At 69.3% G+C, this 19,065-nt stretch carries 19 protein-coding genes; 18 read left to right on the top strand and 1 reads right to left on the bottom strand.

The features are described 5' to 3' along the window. The first annotated feature begins 225 nt into the window (after positions 1-225). The 9 genes from pyrR to HDA44_RS05010 are packed head-to-tail and all read left to right on the top strand — an operon-like array spanning position 226 to position 10,861. Entirely contained in the window at positions 226-822 is a 597-nt protein-coding gene (gene pyrR, locus HDA44_RS04970) for a bifunctional pyr operon transcriptional regulator/uracil phosphoribosyltransferase PyrR (protein ID WP_184831731.1), read from the top strand. Continuing rightward, positions 822-1,757: an aspartate carbamoyltransferase catalytic subunit gene (locus HDA44_RS04975; RefSeq protein ID WP_202887172.1), complete on the top strand. Its 936-nt coding sequence runs from the start codon at positions 822-824 to the stop codon at positions 1,755-1,757. The genes pyrR and HDA44_RS04975 overlap by 1 nt, the downstream gene beginning before the upstream one ends. After that, on the top strand, positions 1,754-3,046 hold the full coding sequence (locus HDA44_RS04980; protein ID WP_184831732.1) for a dihydroorotase: 1,293 nt from the start codon (positions 1,754-1,756) through the stop codon (positions 3,044-3,046). Before HDA44_RS04975 ends, HDA44_RS04980 begins: the two co-directional genes overlap by 4 nt. Then, a complete protein-coding gene (locus HDA44_RS04985; protein WP_184831733.1) occupies positions 3,043-3,528 on the top strand; it encodes a PH-like domain-containing protein in 486 nt (161 codons plus the stop codon). Before HDA44_RS04980 ends, HDA44_RS04985 begins: the two co-directional genes overlap by 4 nt. Further along, a complete protein-coding gene (gene carA, locus HDA44_RS04990; protein ID WP_184831734.1) occupies positions 3,525-4,682 on the top strand; it encodes a glutamine-hydrolyzing carbamoyl-phosphate synthase small subunit in 1,158 nt (385 codons plus the stop codon). Before HDA44_RS04985 ends, carA begins: the two co-directional genes overlap by 4 nt. Then, positions 4,682-7,981, top strand: a complete 3,300-nt coding sequence (gene carB / locus HDA44_RS04995; protein WP_184831735.1) for a carbamoyl-phosphate synthase large subunit — start codon at positions 4,682-4,684, stop codon at positions 7,979-7,981. The genes carA and carB overlap by 1 nt, the downstream gene beginning before the upstream one ends. Beyond that, entirely contained in the window at positions 7,974-9,044 is a 1,071-nt protein-coding gene (locus HDA44_RS05000; protein ID WP_337905638.1) for a quinone-dependent dihydroorotate dehydrogenase, read from the top strand. The genes carB and HDA44_RS05000 overlap by 8 nt, the downstream gene beginning before the upstream one ends. Further along, positions 9,041-9,880 carry an orotidine-5'-phosphate decarboxylase gene (gene pyrF / locus HDA44_RS05005; protein WP_184831737.1) on the top strand — a complete coding sequence of 280 codons (840 nt, stop codon included), beginning with the start codon at positions 9,041-9,043 and terminating at the stop codon, positions 9,878-9,880. The genes HDA44_RS05000 and pyrF overlap by 4 nt, the downstream gene beginning before the upstream one ends. Before the next feature lie 18 nt (positions 9,881-9,898). Continuing rightward, positions 9,899-10,861: a DUF4037 domain-containing protein gene (locus tag HDA44_RS05010; RefSeq protein WP_184831739.1), complete on the top strand. Its 963-nt coding sequence runs from the start codon at positions 9,899-9,901 to the stop codon at positions 10,859-10,861. Here HDA44_RS05010 and HDA44_RS05015 read toward each other — a convergent pair. Then, complete coding sequence (locus tag HDA44_RS05015) at positions 10,831-11,694, bottom strand: LysR family transcriptional regulator (protein ID WP_184831741.1); 864 nt, start codon at positions 11,692-11,694, stop codon at positions 10,831-10,833. The two genes, HDA44_RS05010 and HDA44_RS05015, sit on opposite strands and share 31 nt — an antisense overlap. Positions 11,695-11,763: 69 nt before the next feature. Here HDA44_RS05015 and HDA44_RS05020 point away from each other — a divergent pair, with 69 nt between their 5' ends. From HDA44_RS05020 to HDA44_RS05060, 9 genes are all read left to right on the top strand, one after another. After that, positions 11,764-12,729, top strand: coding sequence for an EamA family transporter (locus tag HDA44_RS05020; protein ID WP_337905640.1), 966 nt, complete (start codon positions 11,764-11,766; stop codon positions 12,727-12,729). A 9-nt stretch (positions 12,730-12,738) separates the two neighbouring features. After that, the gene (locus HDA44_RS05025) at positions 12,739-13,116 is read left to right on the top strand and encodes a hypothetical protein (RefSeq protein ID WP_238352361.1); all 378 of its coding nucleotides are present in this window, start codon (positions 12,739-12,741) and stop codon (positions 13,114-13,116) included. 172 nt (positions 13,117-13,288) lie between these two features. Beyond that, the gene (locus HDA44_RS05030; protein WP_184831743.1) at positions 13,289-13,663 is read left to right on the top strand and encodes a hypothetical protein; all 375 of its coding nucleotides are present in this window, start codon (positions 13,289-13,291) and stop codon (positions 13,661-13,663) included. 72 nt (positions 13,664-13,735) lie between these two features. Then, the gene (gene mihF, locus HDA44_RS05035; RefSeq protein WP_131463267.1) at positions 13,736-14,050 is read left to right on the top strand and encodes an integration host factor, actinobacterial type; all 315 of its coding nucleotides are present in this window, start codon (positions 13,736-13,738) and stop codon (positions 14,048-14,050) included. A 53-nt stretch (positions 14,051-14,103) separates the two neighbouring features. Continuing rightward, positions 14,104-14,784 (top strand): guanylate kinase, encoded by a 681-nt coding sequence (gmk, locus tag HDA44_RS05040; RefSeq protein WP_184831744.1) that lies wholly within the window; start codon positions 14,104-14,106, stop codon positions 14,782-14,784. 2 nt (positions 14,785-14,786) lie between these two features. Continuing rightward, complete coding sequence (rpoZ, locus tag HDA44_RS05045; RefSeq protein ID WP_112238107.1) at positions 14,787-15,092, top strand: DNA-directed RNA polymerase subunit omega; 306 nt, start codon at positions 14,787-14,789, stop codon at positions 15,090-15,092. Between the two features lie 16 nt (positions 15,093-15,108). Then, complete coding sequence (gene coaBC, locus HDA44_RS05050) at positions 15,109-16,347, top strand: bifunctional phosphopantothenoylcysteine decarboxylase/phosphopantothenate--cysteine ligase CoaBC (protein WP_184831745.1); 1,239 nt, start codon at positions 15,109-15,111, stop codon at positions 16,345-16,347. 239 nt (positions 16,348-16,586) lie between these two features. Then, entirely contained in the window at positions 16,587-17,822 is a 1,236-nt protein-coding gene (locus HDA44_RS05055; protein WP_184830484.1) for an IS30 family transposase, read from the top strand. 107 nt (positions 17,823-17,929) lie between these two features. Further along, positions 17,930-18,877: a type IV toxin-antitoxin system AbiEi family antitoxin domain-containing protein gene (locus HDA44_RS05060; protein ID WP_184831746.1), complete on the top strand. Its 948-nt coding sequence runs from the start codon at positions 17,930-17,932 to the stop codon at positions 18,875-18,877. The last annotated feature ends 188 nt before the right edge of the window (positions 18,878-19,065 follow it).

Here is a 19,065-nt window from a genome sequence, read left to right on the forward strand (position 1 = left end):
CTGGTTCTTCCCTCCGACTAGTTTCCTGTCATGTCCGGCCCTCCGGAACGGGCCGGGACGCTAAACCCCCCTCGATTACCCTTCCCTCCATCGATTACACAGAGTAACAATATTCCGGGCGGGAGGCCAGAGTCAAGACGGCGTGTCACATCCGCTACCATGTCAAGCGGTCCGAACGTCCTTTAAAGACCTGTCCAGAGAGGCAGGAAAGGAGGAACGGTAGCGATGAGCCCTGCCCAGAGCGCAGCGCAACCCGAGGTCACCCGGCCGTCCGTACGCGGCAGCCGTGAGGTCCTCGACGCTTCCGACATTTCCCGGGCACTGACCCGGATCGCCCACGAGATCCTCGAGCGGAACCGCGGCGCCGACCCGGTCGTCCTGCTCGGCATCCCCACCCGCGGGGTCCCGCTGGCCCAGCGCGTCTCCGCCCGCATCCAAGCGGTCGAGGGGCAGAGCGTACCCACTGGATCACTCGATGTGACCATGTACCGGGACGACATCGGCCTCAAACCGCCGCGTGGTCTTGAGCACACCGACATCCCGGCGGACGGGATCGACGGCAAGGTCGTCGTCCTGGTCGACGACGTGCTCTTCTCCGGCCGCACCATCCGCGCCGCGCTGGACGCGCTCGGCGACCTCGGCCGGCCGCGCGCGGTCCAGCTCGCGGTCCTGGTCGACCGCGGCCACCGCGAGCTGCCGATCCGCGCCGACTACGTCGGTAAGAACCTGCCCACCTCGCTGGTGGAGCGGGTCACCGTGCACCTGACCGAGTTCGACGGCGAGGACGCCGTCCTGATCGCCGACAAGGGGGTGCAGGGCTGATGAAGCACCTGCTGAGCGCGGCCGACCTGAGCCGCGACGAGGCGCAACACATCCTCGACACCGCCGAGGAGATGCGCTCGCTGGCCGACCGCCCGATCAAGAAGCTGCCCGCGCTGCGCGGCCGGACCGTGGTGAACCTGTTCTTCGAGGACTCCACCCGGACCCGGATCTCGTTCGAGGCCGCCGCCAAGCGGCTGTCGGCGGACGTGATCAACTTCTCCGCCAAGGGTTCGAGCGTCAGCAAGGGCGAGAGCCTCAAGGACACCGCGCTGACGTTGCAGGCGATGGGCGCCGACGGGGTGGTCTGCCGGCACGGCTCGTCCGGCGCGCCGCACCTGCTCGCCTCGTCCGGCTGGCTGACCGGCTCGGTCGTGAACGCCGGCGACGGCACCCACGAGCATCCGACCCAGGCGCTGCTGGACGCGTTCACCATGCGTCGCCACCTCGGCTCGCTGGAGGGTCGCCGGATCACGATCGTCGGCGACGTCCTGCACTCGCGGGTCGCCCGCTCGAACGTACTGCTGCTGGCCACGCTGGGCGCGGACGTCACGGTGGTCGCACCGCCGACGTTGCTGCCGGTCGACATGAGCAGCTGGCCGTGCGCCACCTCGTACGACCTGGACTCGGCGCTGCCGAAGAGCGACGCGGTGATGATGCTGCGAGTGCAGCGGGAGCGGATGAACGACGCGTTCTTCCCGAGCGCCCGCGAGTACACCCGCCGGTACGGCCTGGACAAGAACCGGATGGCGCAGCTGCCCGACGAGGCGATCGTGCTGCACCCCGGCCCGATGAACCGCGGCATGGAGATCAGCGCCGAGGTCGCGGACTCGACCCGGTCGGTGATCGTCGAACAGGTCACCAACGGCGTCGCGATCCGGATGGCCGTCCTGTACCTGCTGCTGTCCGGAAGCAACGAAGGAGAAGCAACCGCATGACCGCTTACTTGATCACCGGTGCCAGGCTCGTTGGCGGTGAGGTGGCGGACCTGCTGATCGGCAACGGCGAGATCGTTGCCACCGGCACCAACCTGGACGCGCCCGCGGACGCCACCACGATCGACGCCACCGGGCTGGTCGCCCTGCCCGGGCTGGTCGACCTGCACACCCACCTGCGGGAGCCCGGCCGGGAGGACGCCGAGACGGTCTTCACCGGCACCCGCGCGGCCGCCAAGGGCGGTTTCACCGCGGTGTTCGCGATGGCCAACACCGACCCGGTCGCGGACACCGCCGGCGTGGTCGAGCAGGTCTGGCGCCTCGGCCGCGACGCCGGGTACGCCGACGTGTACCCGATCGGCGCGGTCACCGTCGGCCGGCAGGGTACGCAGCTGGCCGAGCTCGGCGCGATGGCGGACTCGGCGGCCCGGGTCCGGGTGTTCTCCGACGACGGCGACTGTGTCTGGGACGCCGCGCTGATGCGCCGCGCCTTGGAGTACGTGAAGGCGTTCGACGGTGTGATTGCCCAGCACGCGCAGGAGCCGCGGTTGACCCAGGGCGCGCAGATGAACGAAGGCGCGCTCTCCGGCGTACTCGGACTGACCGGCTGGCCGAGTGTCGCCGAGGAAGCGATCATCGCCCGCGACATCCTGCTGAACGCGCACGTCGGGTCGAAGCTGCACGTCTGCCACCTGTCCACGAAGGGTTCGGTGGAGATCGTCCGCGCGGCCAAGCGACGCGGCCTGGAGGTGACGGCCGAGGTCACGCCGCACCACCTGCTGCTGACCGAGGACCTTGCCGCCTCGTACAACCCGGTCTACAAGGTCAACCCGCCGCTGCGTACGAAGGCCGACGTCGAGGCGGTCCGGGAAGGGCTGGCCGACGGCACGATCGACATCGTCGCCACCGACCACGCGCCGCACCCGGTCGAGGACAAGGACTGCGAGTGGAGCGCGGCCGCGTTCGGGATGACCGGCCTGGAGACCGCGCTGAGCGTCGTCCAGCACGCCATGATCGACACCAAGCTGCTCACCTGGGCCGACGTCGCGGACCGGATGAGCTACCGGCCGGCCGCGATCGGGCAGGCCTCCGACCACGGACGGCCGCTCGAAGCGGGCGCACCGGCGAACATCGTGCTCTACGACCCCACGGTCGAGCAGACCGTCGTACCGGACGCGTCGGTGTCGCTGTCGCGGAACACGCCCTTCGAGGGGATGACGCTGCCCGGCAAGGTCGTCGCGACCTTCCTGCGTGGAGTGCCGACCGTACTGAATGGTGAGCTGGCCCAGTGAAGGCCGCGCTGGGCATTCTTGGCACGCTGCTGGTACTGGCAGCTGCCTACTTCGGCATGTTCCGGGGCTGGCGCAACCGCCAGTCCCGGCAGGCCGACCTCGCGCCGCTGCCCGCGGTGCCCGAGGACACAACGCGCGGTACAGAGGGCGTGTACGTCGCGACCACCGCCGCCGGCGACTGGATGGACCGGATCGCCGTACATGAACTTGGTGTCCGCAGCATCGCGGACCTGGCCGTCAGCGCGGACGGCCTGATCTTCCACCGGCAGGGCGCGGCGGACGTGTTCATCCCCGCGGACCACCTCACCGGGGTCCGGACCGACCGTGGCATCGCCGGCAAGGTGACCGCGGAGAAGTCCGGCCTGGTGGTGGTCACCTGGACCCATGACGGCCACCAGCTCGACACCGGGTTCCGCCCGCGTCGCAAGGCCGACACCGCCGCCCTGACCGCATCCATCTCGACCTTGATCGGAGCACAATGAGCCAGCCAGCGCTGCTCGTCCTCGAGGACGGCCGGTCGTTCACCGGCACGTCGTACGGGGCGACCGGAGAAACGTTCGGCGAGGCGGTGTTCACCACCGGGATGACCGGTTACCAGGAGACACTGACCGACCCGTCGTACCACCGGCAGATCGTCACCCAGACCGCGCCGCACATCGGGAACACCGGGATCAACGACGAGGACGACGAGTCGCGGAAGATCTGGGTCGCCGGGTACGTCGTCCGGGATCCGGCCCGGGTGCCGTCGAACTGGCGCGCCACCCGCTCGCTCGACGACCAGCTGCAGGCGCAGGGGATCGTCGGCATCGCCGGGATCGACACCCGCGCCCTGACTCGGCACCTGCGCGAACGCGGCGCGATGCGGGCCGGGATCTCGACCGAGATCCTGGACCCGGCCGAGCTGCTGAAGAAGGTGCTCGAGCAGCCCGCGATGGCCGGCGCCGATCTCGCCGAGCAGGTCACCACCGCGGACGCGTACGTCGTACCGGCCGAGGGCGCGAAGCGGTTCACCGTGGTCGCGCTCGACCTGGGGATCAAGTCGATGACCCCGAAGCGGATGGCCGAGCGGGGCATCGAGGTGCACGTACTGCCGGCCACCGCTTCGCTGGAGGAGGTGCTGGCGGTGAACCCGGACGGCATCTTCATGAGCAACGGCCCGGGCGACCCGGAGACCACCGAGCACCCGACCACGCTGCTCAAGCAGCTGCTGGAGCAGGGCAAGCCGTACTTCGGGATCTGCTTCGGCAACCAGGTGTTCGGCCGGGCGCTCGGCCTGGGCACGTTCAAGCTGAAGTACGGGCACCGCGGTATCAACCAGCCGGTGCTCGACCGCGCGACCGGCAAGGTCGAGATCACCGCGCAGAACCATGGCTTCGCGGTTGCCTGGCCAGGCCGCGAAAATCAGCGCAGCGCTGTGGACGCACCGCTGGACGGACCGGTGGAGACGCCGTACGGCACCGCTGAGGTCTCGCACGTGTCGCTGAACGACAACGTGGTCGAGGGGCTCAAGCTCACCGGTCGCGACGGCCGCGTGCTTGCCTTCTCGGTGCAGTACCACCCCGAGGCGGCGGCCGGCCCGCACGACTCGGCGTACCTGTTCGATCGGTTTGCAGAACTCATGGAAGGACGGAACTGATGCCGCGGCGCACAGACATCGAGTCGGTGCTGGTGATCGGCTCCGGCCCGATCGTGATCGGCCAGGCCTGCGAGTTCGACTACTCCGGTACGCAGGCCTGCCGGGTACTGCGGGAGGAAGGCTTCCGCGTCGTCCTGGTGAACTCCAACCCGGCCACGATCATGACCGACCCGGAGTTCGCCGACGCGACGTACGTCGAGCCGATCACGCCCGAGTACGTCGAGAAGGTGATCGAGAAGGAGCGCCCGAACGCGCTGCTCGCCACCCTCGGCGGCCAGACCGCGCTGAACGCGGCGATCGCCCTGCACGAGAACGGCGTGCTGGAGAAGTACGGCGTGGAGCTGATCGGTGCCTCGGTCGACGCGATCCAGCGCGGCGAGAACCGGGAGTCCTTCAAGCACATCGTCGAGAAGCTCGGCGCCTCGGTCGCCCGGTCGGTGATCTGCCACACGATCGACGACGTGATGGGTGCCGCCGGGCAGCTCGGCTACCCGCTGGTGGTGCGGCCGTCGTTCACGATGGGTGGCGTCGGCAGCGGGATGGCGTACGACGAGGCCGACCTGCGCCGGATCGCCGGCGCCGGACTCCATGCCAGCCCGACCACCGAGGTCCTGATCGAGGAGTCGATTCTCGGCTGGAAGGAGTACGAGCTGGAGGTGATGCGCGACAAGGCCGACAACGTCGTGATCATCTGCTCGATCGAGAACGTCGACCCGATGGGCGTACACACCGGTGACTCGATCACGGTCGCGCCGGCGATGACGCTGACCGACCGTGAGTACCAGGTGATGCGGGATCTGGCCATCGGCATCATCCGCGAGGTCGGGGTGGACACCGGCGGCTGCAACATCCAGTTCGCGGTGAACCCGGCGGACGGCCGGCTGATCGTGATCGAGATGAACCCGCGGGTGTCCCGGTCCTCGGCGCTGGCGTCGAAGGCGACCGGCTTCCCGATCGCGAAGATCGCCGCGAAGGTGGCGATCGGGTACACGCTGGACGAGATCCCGAACGACATCACCCGGCAGACGCCGGCCAGCTTCGAGCCGACGCTGGACTACGTGGTGGTGAAGGTGCCGCGGTTCGCGTTCGAGAAGTTCCCGGCCGCGGACTCGACGCTGACCACGCACATGAAGAGCGTCGGCGAGGCGATGGCCATCGGCCGGAACTACACCGAGGCGCTGCAGAAGGCGCTCCGGTCGCTGGAGAAGCCGGAGGCGCGGTTCTCCTGGGCCGGTCCGCCGGCCGAGCTCAGCCCGTTGCTGGAGGCAATCAAGACGCCGCGGGACGGCCGGCTGCGGCTCGTCATGGACGCGATCCGGGCCGGCGCGACGCCGGAGCAGATCTTCGCCGCGACCAAGATCGACCCGTGGTTCGTGGACCAGCTGTTCCTGATCCACGAGACCGCGCTGCAGGTGGCCGCCGCGCCCCGGCTGACGCCGGACGTGATCAAGCTGGCCAAGCGGCACGGGTTCTCCGACCTGCAACTGGCCGAGATCCGCGACCTGACCGAGGACGTCGTCCGGGGCGTCCGGCAGGCGCTCGGCATCCGGCCGGTCTACAAGACGGTCGACACCTGCGCGGCCGAGTTCAAGGCGGAGACGCCGTACCACTACTCGTCCTACGACGAGGAGTCCGAGGTCGCGCCGCGCACCGAGCCGGCCGTCCTGATCCTCGGCTCGGGACCGAACCGGATCGGGCAGGGGATCGAGTTCGACTACTCCTGCGTGCACGCGTCGATGGCGCTGCGCGAGGCCGGTTACTGCACGATCATGGTGAACTGCAACCCGGAGACGGTCTCGACCGACTACGACACCTCCGACCGGCTCTACTTCGAGCCGCTCACCTGCGAGGACGTACTCGAGATCGTGTACGCCGAGCTGCAGGCCGGCCCGGTCGCCGGAGTCATCGTCCAGCTGGGCGGTCAGACCCCGCTCGGCCTGGCGCAGCGGCTCGCCGACGCGGGCGTACCGATCGTCGGGACCTCGCCGGAGGCGATCCACCTGGCCGAGGAGCGTGGCGCGTTCGGCAAGGTGCTCGCGGACGCCGCGCTGCCGGCGCCCAAGCACGGGACGGCGCTGTCGCCCGGCGAGGCGCATCTGATCGCCGAGGAGATCGGCTTCCCGGTGCTGGTCCGGCCCTCGTACGTGCTGGGTGGCCGCGGGATGGAGATCGTGTACAGCCCGGCCGAGCTGAGCGCGGCGCTGGAACGGCTCGGCGGCGGTGAGGCGTTCGAGCACCCGGTGCTGATCGACCGGTTCCTCGACGACGCGGTCGAGATCGACGTCGACGGTCTGTTCGACGGCAACGAGCTGTTCCTCGGTGGCGTGATGGAGCACATCGAGGAGGCCGGCGTGCACTCCGGTGACTCGTCCTGCGCGCTGCCGCCGATCACGCTCGGGAACGCGGACATCGAGAACATCCGCCGCTCCACCGAGGCGATCGCGCGCGGCGTCGGCGTACGCGGCCTGCTGAACGTGCAGTACGCGCTCGCGGGCGACGTGCTGTACGTACTGGAGGCGAACCCGCGGGCGTCCCGTACCGTCCCGTTCGTTTCGAAGGCGACCGCGACGCCGCTGGCGAAGGCCGCCGCCCGGGTGATGCTCGGCGCGACCATCGCCGAGCTGCGGACCGAAGGGATGCTGCCGGCCGCCGGCGACGGTGGCACGCTGCCGCCGACGACGCCGATCGCGGTGAAGGAAGCGGTGATGCCGTTCAACCGGTTCCGGACCATCGACGGTACGTCCGTGGACACCGTGCTCGGGCCGGAGATGCGCTCCACCGGCGAGGTGATGGGCATCGACGACACGTTCGGTACCGCGTTCGCGAAGTCGCAGGCCGGGGCGTCGCAGCCGCTGCCGGGCGCCGGGAAGGTGTTCGTCTCGGTCGCGAACCGGGACAAGCGGCACATGATCTTCCCGGTCAAGCGGCTCGCCGACCTCGGCTTCCAGATCTACGCGACCGAAGGCACCGCGGACGTACTCCGGCGGAACGGGGTCGAGGCGGTCACGGTCCGGAAGAGCAGCCAGGGGCCTGGTCCGAACGGTGAGCCGACGATCGTCCAGATGGTCCAGGACGGTGAGCTGAACCTGATCGTCAACACGCCGATCGGGATCACCCAGGGCGGTTCACCCCGGCTCGACGGGTACGAGATCCGGAGTGCCGCGGTGGCGCGCAACATCCCGTGCATCACCACGGTCCAGGGCCTGGCCGCCGCGGTTCAGGGCATCGAGGCCCAGCGCTCCGGGGACATCGGCGTCCGCTCGCTCCAGGACTGGGTGACGAGGATCAACGGTGCCTGAGCAGGCAGTGCGGACAGTGCGGAAGCGGTCGGCGTACGAACGAGTGCTCCGGCCGCTCCTGTACCGCCTCGGCAAAGGCGACGCCGAGATCGCCCACGAGCAAACCCTCAAGGCCCTCCACCTCCTCGGCCAAATCCCAGCAGCACCCCGCGCAGGCGCCCGCCTGTTCGGGGGCGCCTCGGGTCGTACGGTTTTTGGTGTGCGTTTTCCGTCTCCGGTAGGGCTGGCGGCGGGGATGGACAAGAACGGGGTCGCCCTGCGCGCCTGGCCCGCGATCGGGTTCGGGTTCGTGGAAGTCGGCACCGTCACCGCGCAACCGCAGCCCGGTAACGAGAAACCGCGGCTGTTCCGCCTGGTCGAGCACGAAGCCGTCATCAACCGGATGGGCTTCAACAACCTCGGCAGCGCGGCCCTCGCCGACCGGCTGGCGGCGTACGGCGACCTCGGCTACCCGCTCGGTATCTCGATCGGCAAGTCGAAGGTCACCCCCTTGGAAGACGCGGTCAAGGACTACGTGACGTCCTTCCGCCGCCTGTACCGCCACGGCGACTACTTCGCGGTGAACGTCTCGTCCCCGAACACTCCCGGACTCCGCGAACTCCAGGACGCCGGCCACCTCCGCGAACTGCTCACTGCCCTGCACGCCGAGTCCGCCACGCTGAGCGTGTCCGGACTCGCACCGAAACCGATCCTGGTGAAGATCGCTCCCGATCTCACCACGTCGGCGATCGACGAGCTGCTGCAGGTCTGTACCGACATCGGCGTCGCCGGCATCATCGCCACCAACACCACCATCGGCCGCCCCGGCGTCACCGGCCATCCACGAGCCGGCGAGACCGGCGGCCTGTCCGGCCGCCCGCTCGCCGAGATCTCGGCCAAGGTGGTCGCCCACATCCACGCGGAGACCGGGGGAGCGCTGCCGGTGATCGGCGTCGGCGGCATTCTCGAACCGTCCGACGCGACCCGGCTGTTCGACGCCGGCGCCAGTCTCGTCCAGGTGTACAGCGGGCTGATCTACCGCGGCCCCGGCCTGATCCGCCAACTCAACAGGAGCTTGCCATGAGCAACAACAAACCGTTCGGCGCGCGGCTGCGGGCGGCGATGGACACCCGTGGTCCGCTCTGCGTCGGCATCGACCCGCACGCGCACCTGCTGGACGCCTGGGACCTGCCGGACACGGCCGAGGGCCTCGCCGCCTTCACGTACGGAGTGGTCGACGCGCTTGCCGACCAGGTCGCGGTGTTCAAGCCGCAGTCCGCGTTCTTCGAGCGCTTCGGCTCGGCCGGGATCGCGGTCCTCGAACAGGCCACGATCCAGCTGCGCGAGGCCGGCGCGCTGGTGATCATCGACGCGAAGCGCGGTGACATCGGTACGACGATGGCCGGGTACGCGTCGGCGTACCTGGCGGAGAAGGGCCCGCTCGCCTGCGACGCGCTGACGGTCAGCCCGTACCTCGGCTTCGGTTCGCTGCAACCTGCCATCGACGAGGCCCGCGCGGCGGGCGCCGGGCTGTTCGTACTGGCCCTCACGTCGAACCCCGAGGGCCCGCAGTTCCAGTCCGCCCGCACCACCGACGGCCCCACGGTCGCCGGCGCCGTCCTCGACGGTCTCCGGGAGCTGAACGCCGACACGGACGACCTGGGTTCCTTCGGCGCGGTCGTTGGCGCCACCATCAGTTCGACCACCGAAAACCTGGACATCCACGGCCCATTGCTAGCCCCCGGCCTAGGCGCCCAAGGCGGCACCCCCGAGAGCCTCACCAAGGTCTTCGGCGCCGCCGTCCGCAACGTAGTCCCCGCCAGCTCCCGAGAAATCCTCGCCGCCGGCCCCAACCCCACCGCCCTCCGGCAAGCAGCCACCCGCACCAACGACGCCTACCGCACGGTCCTGGGCTACTGACCAAGCTACCCTCTCCGGATGCTCACGGGTCTGGGGATATGTCGGCGCTTCTACGAAGACGTCGTGCGGCACGCCATCAACGTGCCGCACGGCGCAGCAGTCCTGGGCCGAGGCTCAGAGGTGCTCGGGTACGACGACGCCATGTCGACCGATCACAACTGCGAAGCACGCGTGCAGTTGTTCGTACCGGACGGCGTTGAGCTTCAACCCGATATCCCCGGCGAGTTCGAGGGCCGCGCGGCGTACGTCGAGATGCACACGGTCGGCGCGTACTTCCAGCAGCAGCTTGGCTGGGATGTGGAGCAGGAGCCGACCGCGGGGGAGTGGCTGACCTTTCCCGAGCAGAACCTGTTGATGATGACTGCGGGCGCGGTGTTTCACGACGACATCGGGCTGCAGGGCGTACGCGATCGGTTGGCGTACTACCCGGATGACGTCTGGCATTACCTGATGATCGCCGCATGGTGGCGCGTACACCCGGAAATGAACCTCGTCGGGCGCACCGGCTTTGTCGGTGACGAGGTGGGTTCGGCCTTGATCGGTGCTCAGCTCGTGCAGGACCTGATGCGACTGTGCTTTCTGATCGAGCGGACCTACGCGCCGTACTCCAAGTGGTTCGGAACCGCCTTCGGCCGACTGAGCTGTGGTCCCGCGATCGGGCCGCTGCTCCAAGCCGTGCTGCGGTCGACGACCTGGCAGGAGCGCGAGGCAGCGCTCGCCGGGGCGTACCGGGCGGTGGGGGAGTTGCACAACCAGCTGGGGATCACCGCGCCGGTGGAGCTGGGTGTGGAGCGGTTGTGGGGGCGGCCGTTTGAAGTTGTCTGGGGGGACTTTCCGGGTGTGCTGGCGGTCGGCATCGAGGATCCGGAGGTGCGCCGGCTCGCCGGTCGCTGGCCTGTCGGTGGGATCGATCAGGTACGGAACGTCCTGCATCGCACCGCGGACCGGCGTCACCTGCTCGGGCTGCTTGAGTCCCGGTAGAGCTCCGCGAGTAACCGCACGGCCGACTGGGTCGCTGGATGTGGGTCGTCGTGGGGCCAGATGAGGTGTACGTCGACCGGTGGCGCGTCTCGTAGCGGGCGGTAGGTCACGCCGTCGCGGCGGTACTGGGTGGTGGTCGCCTCCGGGGTCACCCCGACGCATCGGCCTGACGCGATCGCCGCCAGCCAGTCGTCCACGTCCTGCGTGTACTCGATCACCGGTCGTGCATCCGCCGGCCAAAGGTCAGCGGTCGTGCTCCCCGTACGCCGATCGATCACGAGCGTACGGTCCCGCAGCTGCTCCAGTGCCAGTCCCCGTTTGCGCGCGAGTGGATCGTCCGCCGGCACCGCGCAGTACCGCCGCTCGCGCGTCAGCAACACATGCCCGAACCGTTTCAGCTCGAGCTGCGTACGCACGACGGCGAGATCGCACAACCCTTCGGCCAGCCCACCCGTCGTCGTGTTGGTGCGGATCAGCTGCAGCTCGACCCCCGCATGCGCGGCCGCCCACCGCCGCTGGAATTCGCGCGTATGACTGCCGAACGCCGACCACGCGTGCCCGACCCGCAGCCGGGTGTGACCGGTGGTCGCTTCGGTGACCAGTTCGTCGAGCTCCGCGAGGATGTGCCGCGCCCGCGCCAGCACCCGTACGCCCGCCGCGGTCGGTGTCAGCGATCGGCTTGTCCGGTGCAGCAGCCGGACGCCGAGCTCGCGCTCCAGGGCCAGCAAGTTGCGCGATACCGCCGCCTGCGAAACACCCAGCGCGATCCCGGCATCGGTGAACGTACCGGAGTCCACGATCTCCACCAGGCACCGCAGCTGCCGGATATCCATGACTCCAGCGTATAGATCCGCCGGTCGATGCATTGTGCGGATCTCACCGCCGGGCCGAACCTGGTGATCGTGAGGCGAAATCGGCTGGCCGGCGTGGCGATGATGCTCGGGAGCGGGCTGTCGACGCAGATAGGCGCGTCCGTCGCGGCGCTGGCGTTCCCGGTGATCGGTCCGGCGGGCGTAGTCGCGATCCGGCAGTGGGTCGCTGCCCTCGTACTGTTCGCGGTCGGCCGTCCGCGAGTCCGAGCGATCACGGCCCGGCAGTGGCGACCGGTGATCGGCCTCGCGATGGTCTTCGCGGTCATGAACCTGTCCCTCTACACCTCCATCGACCGCGTCGGCCTCGGCCTCGCCGTCACGCTCGAGTTTCTCGGACCACTCTCGGTCGCGCTCCTGGCCTCCCGCCGTGCCCTCGACCTGATCTGCGCACTCGCGGCCGCCCCGGCGGTCATCCTCCTGACCCGCCCGCAAGCCACGACCGACTACCTCGGCATCGGCCTCGGCCTGCTCGCCGCGGTCTGCTGGGCGTTCTACATCCTGCTCAACCGTACGGTCGGAAGAGAGTTGCCCGGCGCAACCGGTTCGGCCGTAGCGGCCGGGTTGTCCGGACTCGCGTACGTGCCGGTCGGCGTGGTCGTGTTGCTGCATCACCCGCCGACGATCGCCGCGGTCTCGTACGCGCTGGTGGCCGGCCTGATGTCGTCGGCGGTGCCCTTCCTCCTTGATCTGTTGACGTTGCGCCGCGTACCGGCTCAGTTCTTCGGGGTGTTCATGAGCGTCAACCCCGTACTGGCCGCGCTCGTCGGACTGGTCGTACTGCATCAGCGCCTGGAGCTCCTGGACTGGGTGGCGATCCTGGTGATCGTGTCCGCGAACGCCGTGGCGATCTCCTTCGGACGCGACGCGGCAGATCACAAGCCGGTTCCAGTCGAGCCGTGCGATGTTCTTCACGGCGCGCCGGAGCTCGCGATGACCCCGGCGTTCGGAAAGGTGTCGGCGGACGGGGAGCAACGGGCTTCCCGCGCGACCAAGTGAAGGAACACGATGCGGAAGCTGGCAGCCCTCGCGGCCGTTGTGACGATGAGTGTTGGCGCCCTGACGGCCTGCTCGGGCGGCAACTACTGCGACAACCTGAAGGGTTACGTCGACTCGGCCAAGGACCTGGACATCAAGAACGCCGACGCCGTCGGCAAGATGCTGGACAAGGCCAAGACGGTGTCGAAGTCGGCGCCGGACGACCTGAAGGACGACTGGAAGGTTGTCATCGACTACGCCGACAAGGCGCAGAAGGCGAAGGGTGACACCAACAAGCTGATGGAGCTGGCGAAGAGCGACGGCGACAAGATCAAGCCCGCCATGGACGCGATCAGCAAGCAGGCGAAGGACACCTGCAAGATCGACCTGAACGGCTCGGGCAGCTGATCTCCCCGGCGCTGACCGGCTCGGCGGCGCGCCGCGGCTCAGCAGCAGGCTGACGGGCCTGGCACGCTGACTCCGGTGGTGATGGGACGCTCTGCCCATGCCGTCCCATCGCCGCCGTCAGCGGAACGTATTCGTTTCGGATCGGTTGGTCACACCCGGTAGCGTCGGTGCGATGAAGCGATCCCTTGCCATCCTCGCGACCGTGGCCGCCGGCGGCAGCGTACTGACCGCCTGCACCGAAGAGCAGGCGTACTGCGTGGACCTGGCCAAGTACGCGGCCAAGGCCACCGAGGTCGACCCGACGGCGCCGGGCGACTACGTCAAGATCCTGGACGACGCGAAGAAGCTCCAGGAGTCCGCGCCGGCCGGCGTGAAGGACGACTGGGGTGTCGTCGTCACGTTCGCGGAGAAGGTCCAGAAGGCCGGTTCGGACCGGGTCGAGCTGGCCAAGCTGAGTCAGCAGACCGGCGGGGTGATGACCGCGTACAAGAACATCACCAGCCAGGCCAAGGACAGCTGCAAGGTCGATCTGCCGGCCCTTAACTGAGCCGCGGCCCGACCTCGGGCTGAACCCGTGTTAGGTTCCCTTGCGAAGCCATACAACGGGACAGGTGAAACGGTGCCACTTCCTTCTTTGACTCCGGAGCAGCGAGCGGCGGCTCTGGACAAGGCCGCGGCGGCGCGGCGCGAACGAGCCGAGATCAAGAACCGGATCCGGCACTCGGGGGCGTCCCCGACGGAGGTGCTCCACGAGGGGCAGAAGAACGACGTGATCGGCAAGATGCGGGTCAGCCAGCTGCTGCAGTGCATCCCCGGTGTCGGCAAGGTCCGCGCCCAGCAGATCATGGAGCGGGCCGGGATCTCGGAGACCCGGCGGGTCCGTGGCCTGGGTTCGAACCAGATCGCGGCGCTCGAGCGCGAATTCGCCGAATGAGCCCAGTGAGCCGAACCGAAACTCTGTCCGGCTCGTTGGACACTGGTGTGACGATGACCACGCTTCCGAACGATCCTGCTTCGAACGGCGCTGCCTCGAACGACGCCGGCCCGACTGGTACCGGCGCGGCTGATACCGGCCCGACTGGTACCGGCGCGCGGCCGCCGGCCCGGCTGACGGTGCTGGCCGGACCGACCGCGGTCGGCAAGGGTACGGTCGCCGCCGACATCCGGGAGCGGTTCCCGGACATCTGGATCTCGGTGTCGGCCACCACCCGCAAGCCGCGGCCGAACGAAGTACACGGCGTGCACTACCTGTTCGTGTCGGACGCCGAGTTCGACCGGATGGTCGAAGCCGGTGAGTTGCTGGAGTGGGCGGTCGTGCACAAGGCGGCCCGGTACGGTACGCCGCGGCAGCCCGTACTCGACAAGCTCGGCACCGGCCGGCCCGCGCTGCTGGAGATCGACCTGCAGGGCGCGCGGCAGGTCCGGGAGACGATGCCGGAGGCCCAGTTCGTGTTCCTGGCGCCGCCGAGCTGGGACGAGCTGGTCCGGCGGCTGGTCGGCCGCGGCACCGAGACCGCCGAGGAGCGCGAACGCCGGCTCGAGACCGCGGTGCTGGAGCTGGCGGCCGAGAAGGAGTTCGACGTGACGATCGTGAACGCCTCGGTTCGGGAGGCGGCCGATCAGTTGGTAAAGTTGATTCGATCACCCTCCATCTCTGGAAAGAGCTGAACTTGTCTGGCAACCAGCCCGTCGCCATCGGCATCACCTCACCGCCGATCGACGACCTGCTCACCCGCACCGATTCCAAGTACAAGCTGGTGCTGTACTCGGCCAAGCGCGCGCGGCAGATCAACGCCTACTACTCGCAGCTCGGCGAGGGCCTGCTCGAGTACGTCGGACCGCTGGTCGAGACGCACGTCCAGGAGAAGCCGCTGTCGATCGCGATGCGCGAGATCAACGAGGGCGTGCTGACCTGCACCGACATCGACCCCGAGGCCGAGGCGGAAGCCGCCGCGGCCGCCGAGAAGTCCGAGTAACCCGCCGGGGATCGCCGTGCCCAGGCACAAGCCGAATGTCGTCCTCGGCGTCGGCGGCGGGATCGCGGCGTACAAGGTCTGCGATCTGCTCCGGCGGCTGACCGAGTCCGGGCACAGCGTCCGGGTGGTGCCGACCGCGGCCGCGCTGGAGTTCGTCGGCGCGGCGACCTGGGCGGCGCTGTCCGGTCAGCCGGTCACCGCCGACCCGTTCGACCACGTCGAAGAGGTCCCGCACGTCCGGATCGGCAAGGCGGCCGAGCTGGTCGTGGTCGCCCCCGCGACCGCGAACCTGATCGCCAAGGCCGCGCACGGGCTGGCCGACGACCTGCTCACGAACACCCTGCTGACCGCGCGCTGCCCGATCCTGTTCGCGGCCGCGATGCACACCGAGATGTGGGAACACCCGGCCACCCAGGCGAACGTGGCGACCCTGCGGTCCCGCGGCATCACCGTCCTCGAGCCGGCCGTCGGCCGGCTCACCGGCACCGACACCGGCCGCGGCCGGCTGCCGGAGCCGTCGGAGATCTTCGCGATCAGCCAGCTGATGCTCGCCGACGAGGCCGCCCGCGCGGCCGGCCAGTCGGTCGCCGACCTGACCGGCAAGCACGTACTGATCAGCGCCGGCGGCACCCGTGAGCACCTCGACCCGGTCCGCTACCTGGGCAACTCGTCGTCCGGCAAGCAGGGGTACGCGCTGGCCCGGATCGCGGCCGCCCGCGGCGCCAAGGTCACCCTCGTCGCGGCCAACTCCGAGCTGCCCGACCCGGCCGGCGTGCAGGTCGTACCGGTCACCAGCACCCGCGACCTGTACGACGAGATCACCGGCCGCGCCGCCGACGCCGACGCGATCGTGATGGCCGCCGCGCCCGCCGACTTCCGGCCGGCCGACGTCGCGGAGCACAAGATCAAGAAGACCGCCGACGGTTCCGTACCCGCCGTCGGCCTGGTGCAGAACCCGGACATCCTGCAGACCATCTCGCACGACCGCGCCCGCCCCGGCCAGGTCATCGTCGGCTTCGCCGCCGAAACCGGCGACGCCGAGCACTCCGTACTGGACCTCGGCCGCGCCAAACTCGAACGCAAAGGCTGCGACCTCCTCGTCGTCAACGACGTCTCCGGCGGCAAGGTCTTCGGCAGCGACCTCAACGAAGCAGTAATCCTCGACCGCTCCGGCAACGCCCTCCCCGTCCCCTCCGGCAGCAAAGACGCCCTAGCCGGCGTCATCTGGAACCTGGTAACCACCCACTGGCCCTAACCACCCCCGCCCCCACCCACCCCCAGCACCGCCGAGCCCCGGGCGCCCGCCCCGCCCGCAGCGCCGGCCCCGCCTCCGCCTCCGCCTGCGCGCCCGCCCTGCCCGCGCGCCTGCAGCCGCCGCGCGCGAGGCCATTTGAGGGGTGAACGTCTCGGCGTGCCCCTTCACCACCGGCATGCGGGCGGTGAACCAGGGCGGGGTCCAGTGGTCGAAGCAACGCCTGATGGAAGGTGTTGTGTATGCCGATGAGGTATCCGTACGGAGTGCGGGATGAGTTTTTCGCGCTGGTGGGTGGTGGGTGGTCGGTGCAGTCAGCGGCGTCGGCGGTCGGCGTGTCGTGGGATACGGGTTCGTTGTGGTGGCGAACATCGGGGCTTGTGGAGCCATCGTTGCGGCAGAACAGAGCTGGTGGGTTGCCGGGCAGCGTGCCGGCAGCAGTCCCGGGTGGGGTCGCGGGTGGGGTCGCGGGGACGCGAGCTCGGCGGCCGTTGACCAGTGAGGACCGGGCGGTGATCGCTGTGCTGTTACGGCAGGGGTTGTCGTATGCCGGGATCGGTGAGGCGATCGGGCGGGACAAGTCGGTGATCTGGCGTGAGGTGGCCCGCAATCGCGGCCGGGACGGGTCCTATTGGGCGCCGGTGGCTCACCGTGCCGCTCATGAGCGGCGGCGCCGGCCCAAGGAGTTCAAGCTGGCCGCCGATCCGGGGCTGTGCGCCCGGATCACCGGCTGGATGGACACCGGCTGGTCCCCGGGCCTGATCGCGGCAGTACTGCGCCGTGATCACCCCGGCGACAGCGCGCAGGAGAGGATGGCTCGTGTGTCGCACGAAACCATCTACCAAGCGCTGTATGTGCAGACCCGCGGCCAGCTGCGACAAGACCTGCACCGGCAGTTGAGCCTGCGCCGCACGGCCCGCAAACCCCGCGGCGGCGACCATCGCCAGGCCCGAAACCCGTACCGGGAAGCGTTCACGATCAGTCAACGCCCCGCCGAGGCCACCGACCGTGCCGTGCCCGGACATTGGGAAGGCGACCTGATCATCGGCACCGGCAACCGCTCCGCGGTCGGCACACTGGTCGAGCGCACCACCCGGTTCACCATCTTGCTGCACCTGCCCGGCCAGCACGACGCCGACACCGTGGCCGAGACCATGATCACCCAGATGCGCACCCTGCCCGACCACCTGCGCCGCTCCCTGACCTGGGACCGCGGACGCGAACTAGCCGCCTACCGGCGCATCCAGCTCGATCTGAACATGCCTGTCTACTTCTGCGACCCCCACTCCCCCTGGCAACGCGGCACCAACGAGAACACCAACCGGCTCCTGCGGTTCTGGCTCACCAAAGGCACAGACCTGTCCACCCACACCGCCGCCAGCCTCGACCAGATCGCCACCACCCTCAACCAACGACCCCGCCCTACACTCAACCTCAAAACCCCAGCCCAAGCACTGGCCGAACTACTCGTTGCTTAGACCACTGGACCCCGCCCAGCCATTTCAGGGGTTAACCACTGAAAGTGGATTTCCACAGATCGGCGGCACGGCCCCCGCTGAGTACTCTGAGCGCGGATGCTGGTCAGATGAACCCGAGGCTCACCCTGGTGGCGGAACGGCAGGCTGGTGTTTTCAGCCGCCGGCAAGCCCTCTCCAGTGGCTATACGCCGACGCAGATCCGCGCGCGGCTCAACGACGGTCGATGGGTGCGCATTCGGCACGGCCAGTACGCCGAGTGGGCGGATCTGGCGGCCATGGAGCCGTGGAGCCGAGCCCGGCAGGAGCACCTGCGCCTGGTACACGCAGTCGTCAATTCGAGGCGCCGCAGCAAGGTCGCGGTCAGTCATCAGTCCGCGCTGGCTCTGCACGGCCTGCCTCTGTGGGGCCTCGACCTGGGCCGCGTTCATCTGACCCGGCAGGACGTGACCACAAGCGGGCGGATCGCGGGCGTACACCATCACGCCGGAGAACTGGCGCCCGCTGACCTGACCCAAGTTGCCGGCCTCGTCACGACGACGGCTGCTCGGGCCGCGTTCGAGACTGCGTGTACGACGTCCTTCGAGGCCGCGGTCGTGAGCATCGACGCGGCGCTCCACGCGAACGCCGTCAGCGATGAGGAGGTGTACCGACTGCTTGCCGCAACTGAGTACTGGCCACGCAGCGCGACCGCCCGCGCCGCCTGGAACTTCAGCGATGCCCGGTCGGAGTCGGTCGGAGAATCGAGACTCCGGGTCCTGATGGCCAACCATGGTCTGCCGGAACCGGAGTTGCAGGTCGAGTTCCACGATGCCCACGGGCTCGTCGCCAGGGTGGACTTCTTCTTCGACGATTTCGACACGGTGGTCGAGTTCGACGGGAAGCTGAAGTACGCGAACGCGACCGCGGAGGTGCTGGTCCACGAGAAGTACCGCGAAGACCGGTTGCGCGCACTAGGCCTCCAGGTCGTCCGCTCCGACTGGACGGATCTCAGTCGGCCGGATCGTCTGCTGTCCCAGCTCCGAAACGCATTCGCCCGCGCCCACGACGCGGCCTGACGCCACCGGCTGATACTTGCCCGGCGCACGCCCGGCGCACGCCCGGCGCACGCCCGGCCCCCGCCGCCCGGCGCACACTCGGCCCCGCCCGCTGCTCACCGCCCGCTGCTCGCCGCCCACCGCTCGCCGCCCACCGCTCGCCGCCCACCGCTCGCCGCCCACCGCTCACCGCCGGTTGCGCGTCCGCC

Origin of the sequence: Kribbella solani (assembly GCF_014205295.1) — a bacterium.
In the GTDB taxonomy this organism is placed as follows: domain Bacteria; phylum Actinomycetota; class Actinomycetes; order Propionibacteriales; family Kribbellaceae; genus Kribbella; species Kribbella solani.

Excerpts from the sequence above, each read along its gene's own strand:
- HDA44_RS05030 (WP_184831743.1), top strand. The coding sequence starts at position 13,289 with ATGAAGCGATCCCTTGCCATCCTCGCGACCGTGGCCGCCGGCGGCAGC.
- pyrF (WP_184831737.1), top strand. The coding sequence starts at position 9,041 with ATGAGCAACAACAAACCGTTCGGCGCGCGGCTGCGGGCGGCGATGGAC.
- HDA44_RS05010 (WP_184831739.1), top strand. The coding sequence starts at position 9,899 with ATGCTCACGGGTCTGGGGATATGTCGGCGCTTCTACGAAGACGTCGTG.
- HDA44_RS05015 (WP_184831741.1), bottom strand. The coding sequence starts at position 11,694 with ATGGATATCCGGCAGCTGCGGTGCCTGGTGGAGATCGTGGACTCCGGT.
- HDA44_RS05055 (WP_184830484.1), top strand. The coding sequence starts at position 16,587 with ATGCCGATGAGGTATCCGTACGGAGTGCGGGATGAGTTTTTCGCGCTG.
- carA (WP_184831734.1), top strand. The coding sequence starts at position 3,525 with ATGAGCCAGCCAGCGCTGCTCGTCCTCGAGGACGGCCGGTCGTTCACC.
- pyrR (WP_184831731.1), top strand. The coding sequence starts at position 226 with ATGAGCCCTGCCCAGAGCGCAGCGCAACCCGAGGTCACCCGGCCGTCC.
- HDA44_RS04975 (WP_202887172.1), top strand. The coding sequence starts at position 822 with ATGAAGCACCTGCTGAGCGCGGCCGACCTGAGCCGCGACGAGGCGCAA.
- gmk (WP_184831744.1), top strand. The coding sequence starts at position 14,104 with ATGACCACGCTTCCGAACGATCCTGCTTCGAACGGCGCTGCCTCGAAC.
- HDA44_RS05025 (WP_238352361.1), top strand. The coding sequence starts at position 12,739 with ATGCGGAAGCTGGCAGCCCTCGCGGCCGTTGTGACGATGAGTGTTGGC.
- carB (WP_184831735.1), top strand. The coding sequence starts at position 4,682 with ATGCCGCGGCGCACAGACATCGAGTCGGTGCTGGTGATCGGCTCCGGC.
- HDA44_RS04980 (WP_184831732.1), top strand. The coding sequence starts at position 1,754 with ATGACCGCTTACTTGATCACCGGTGCCAGGCTCGTTGGCGGTGAGGTG.
- HDA44_RS05060 (WP_184831746.1), top strand. The coding sequence starts at position 17,930 with ATGAACCCGAGGCTCACCCTGGTGGCGGAACGGCAGGCTGGTGTTTTC.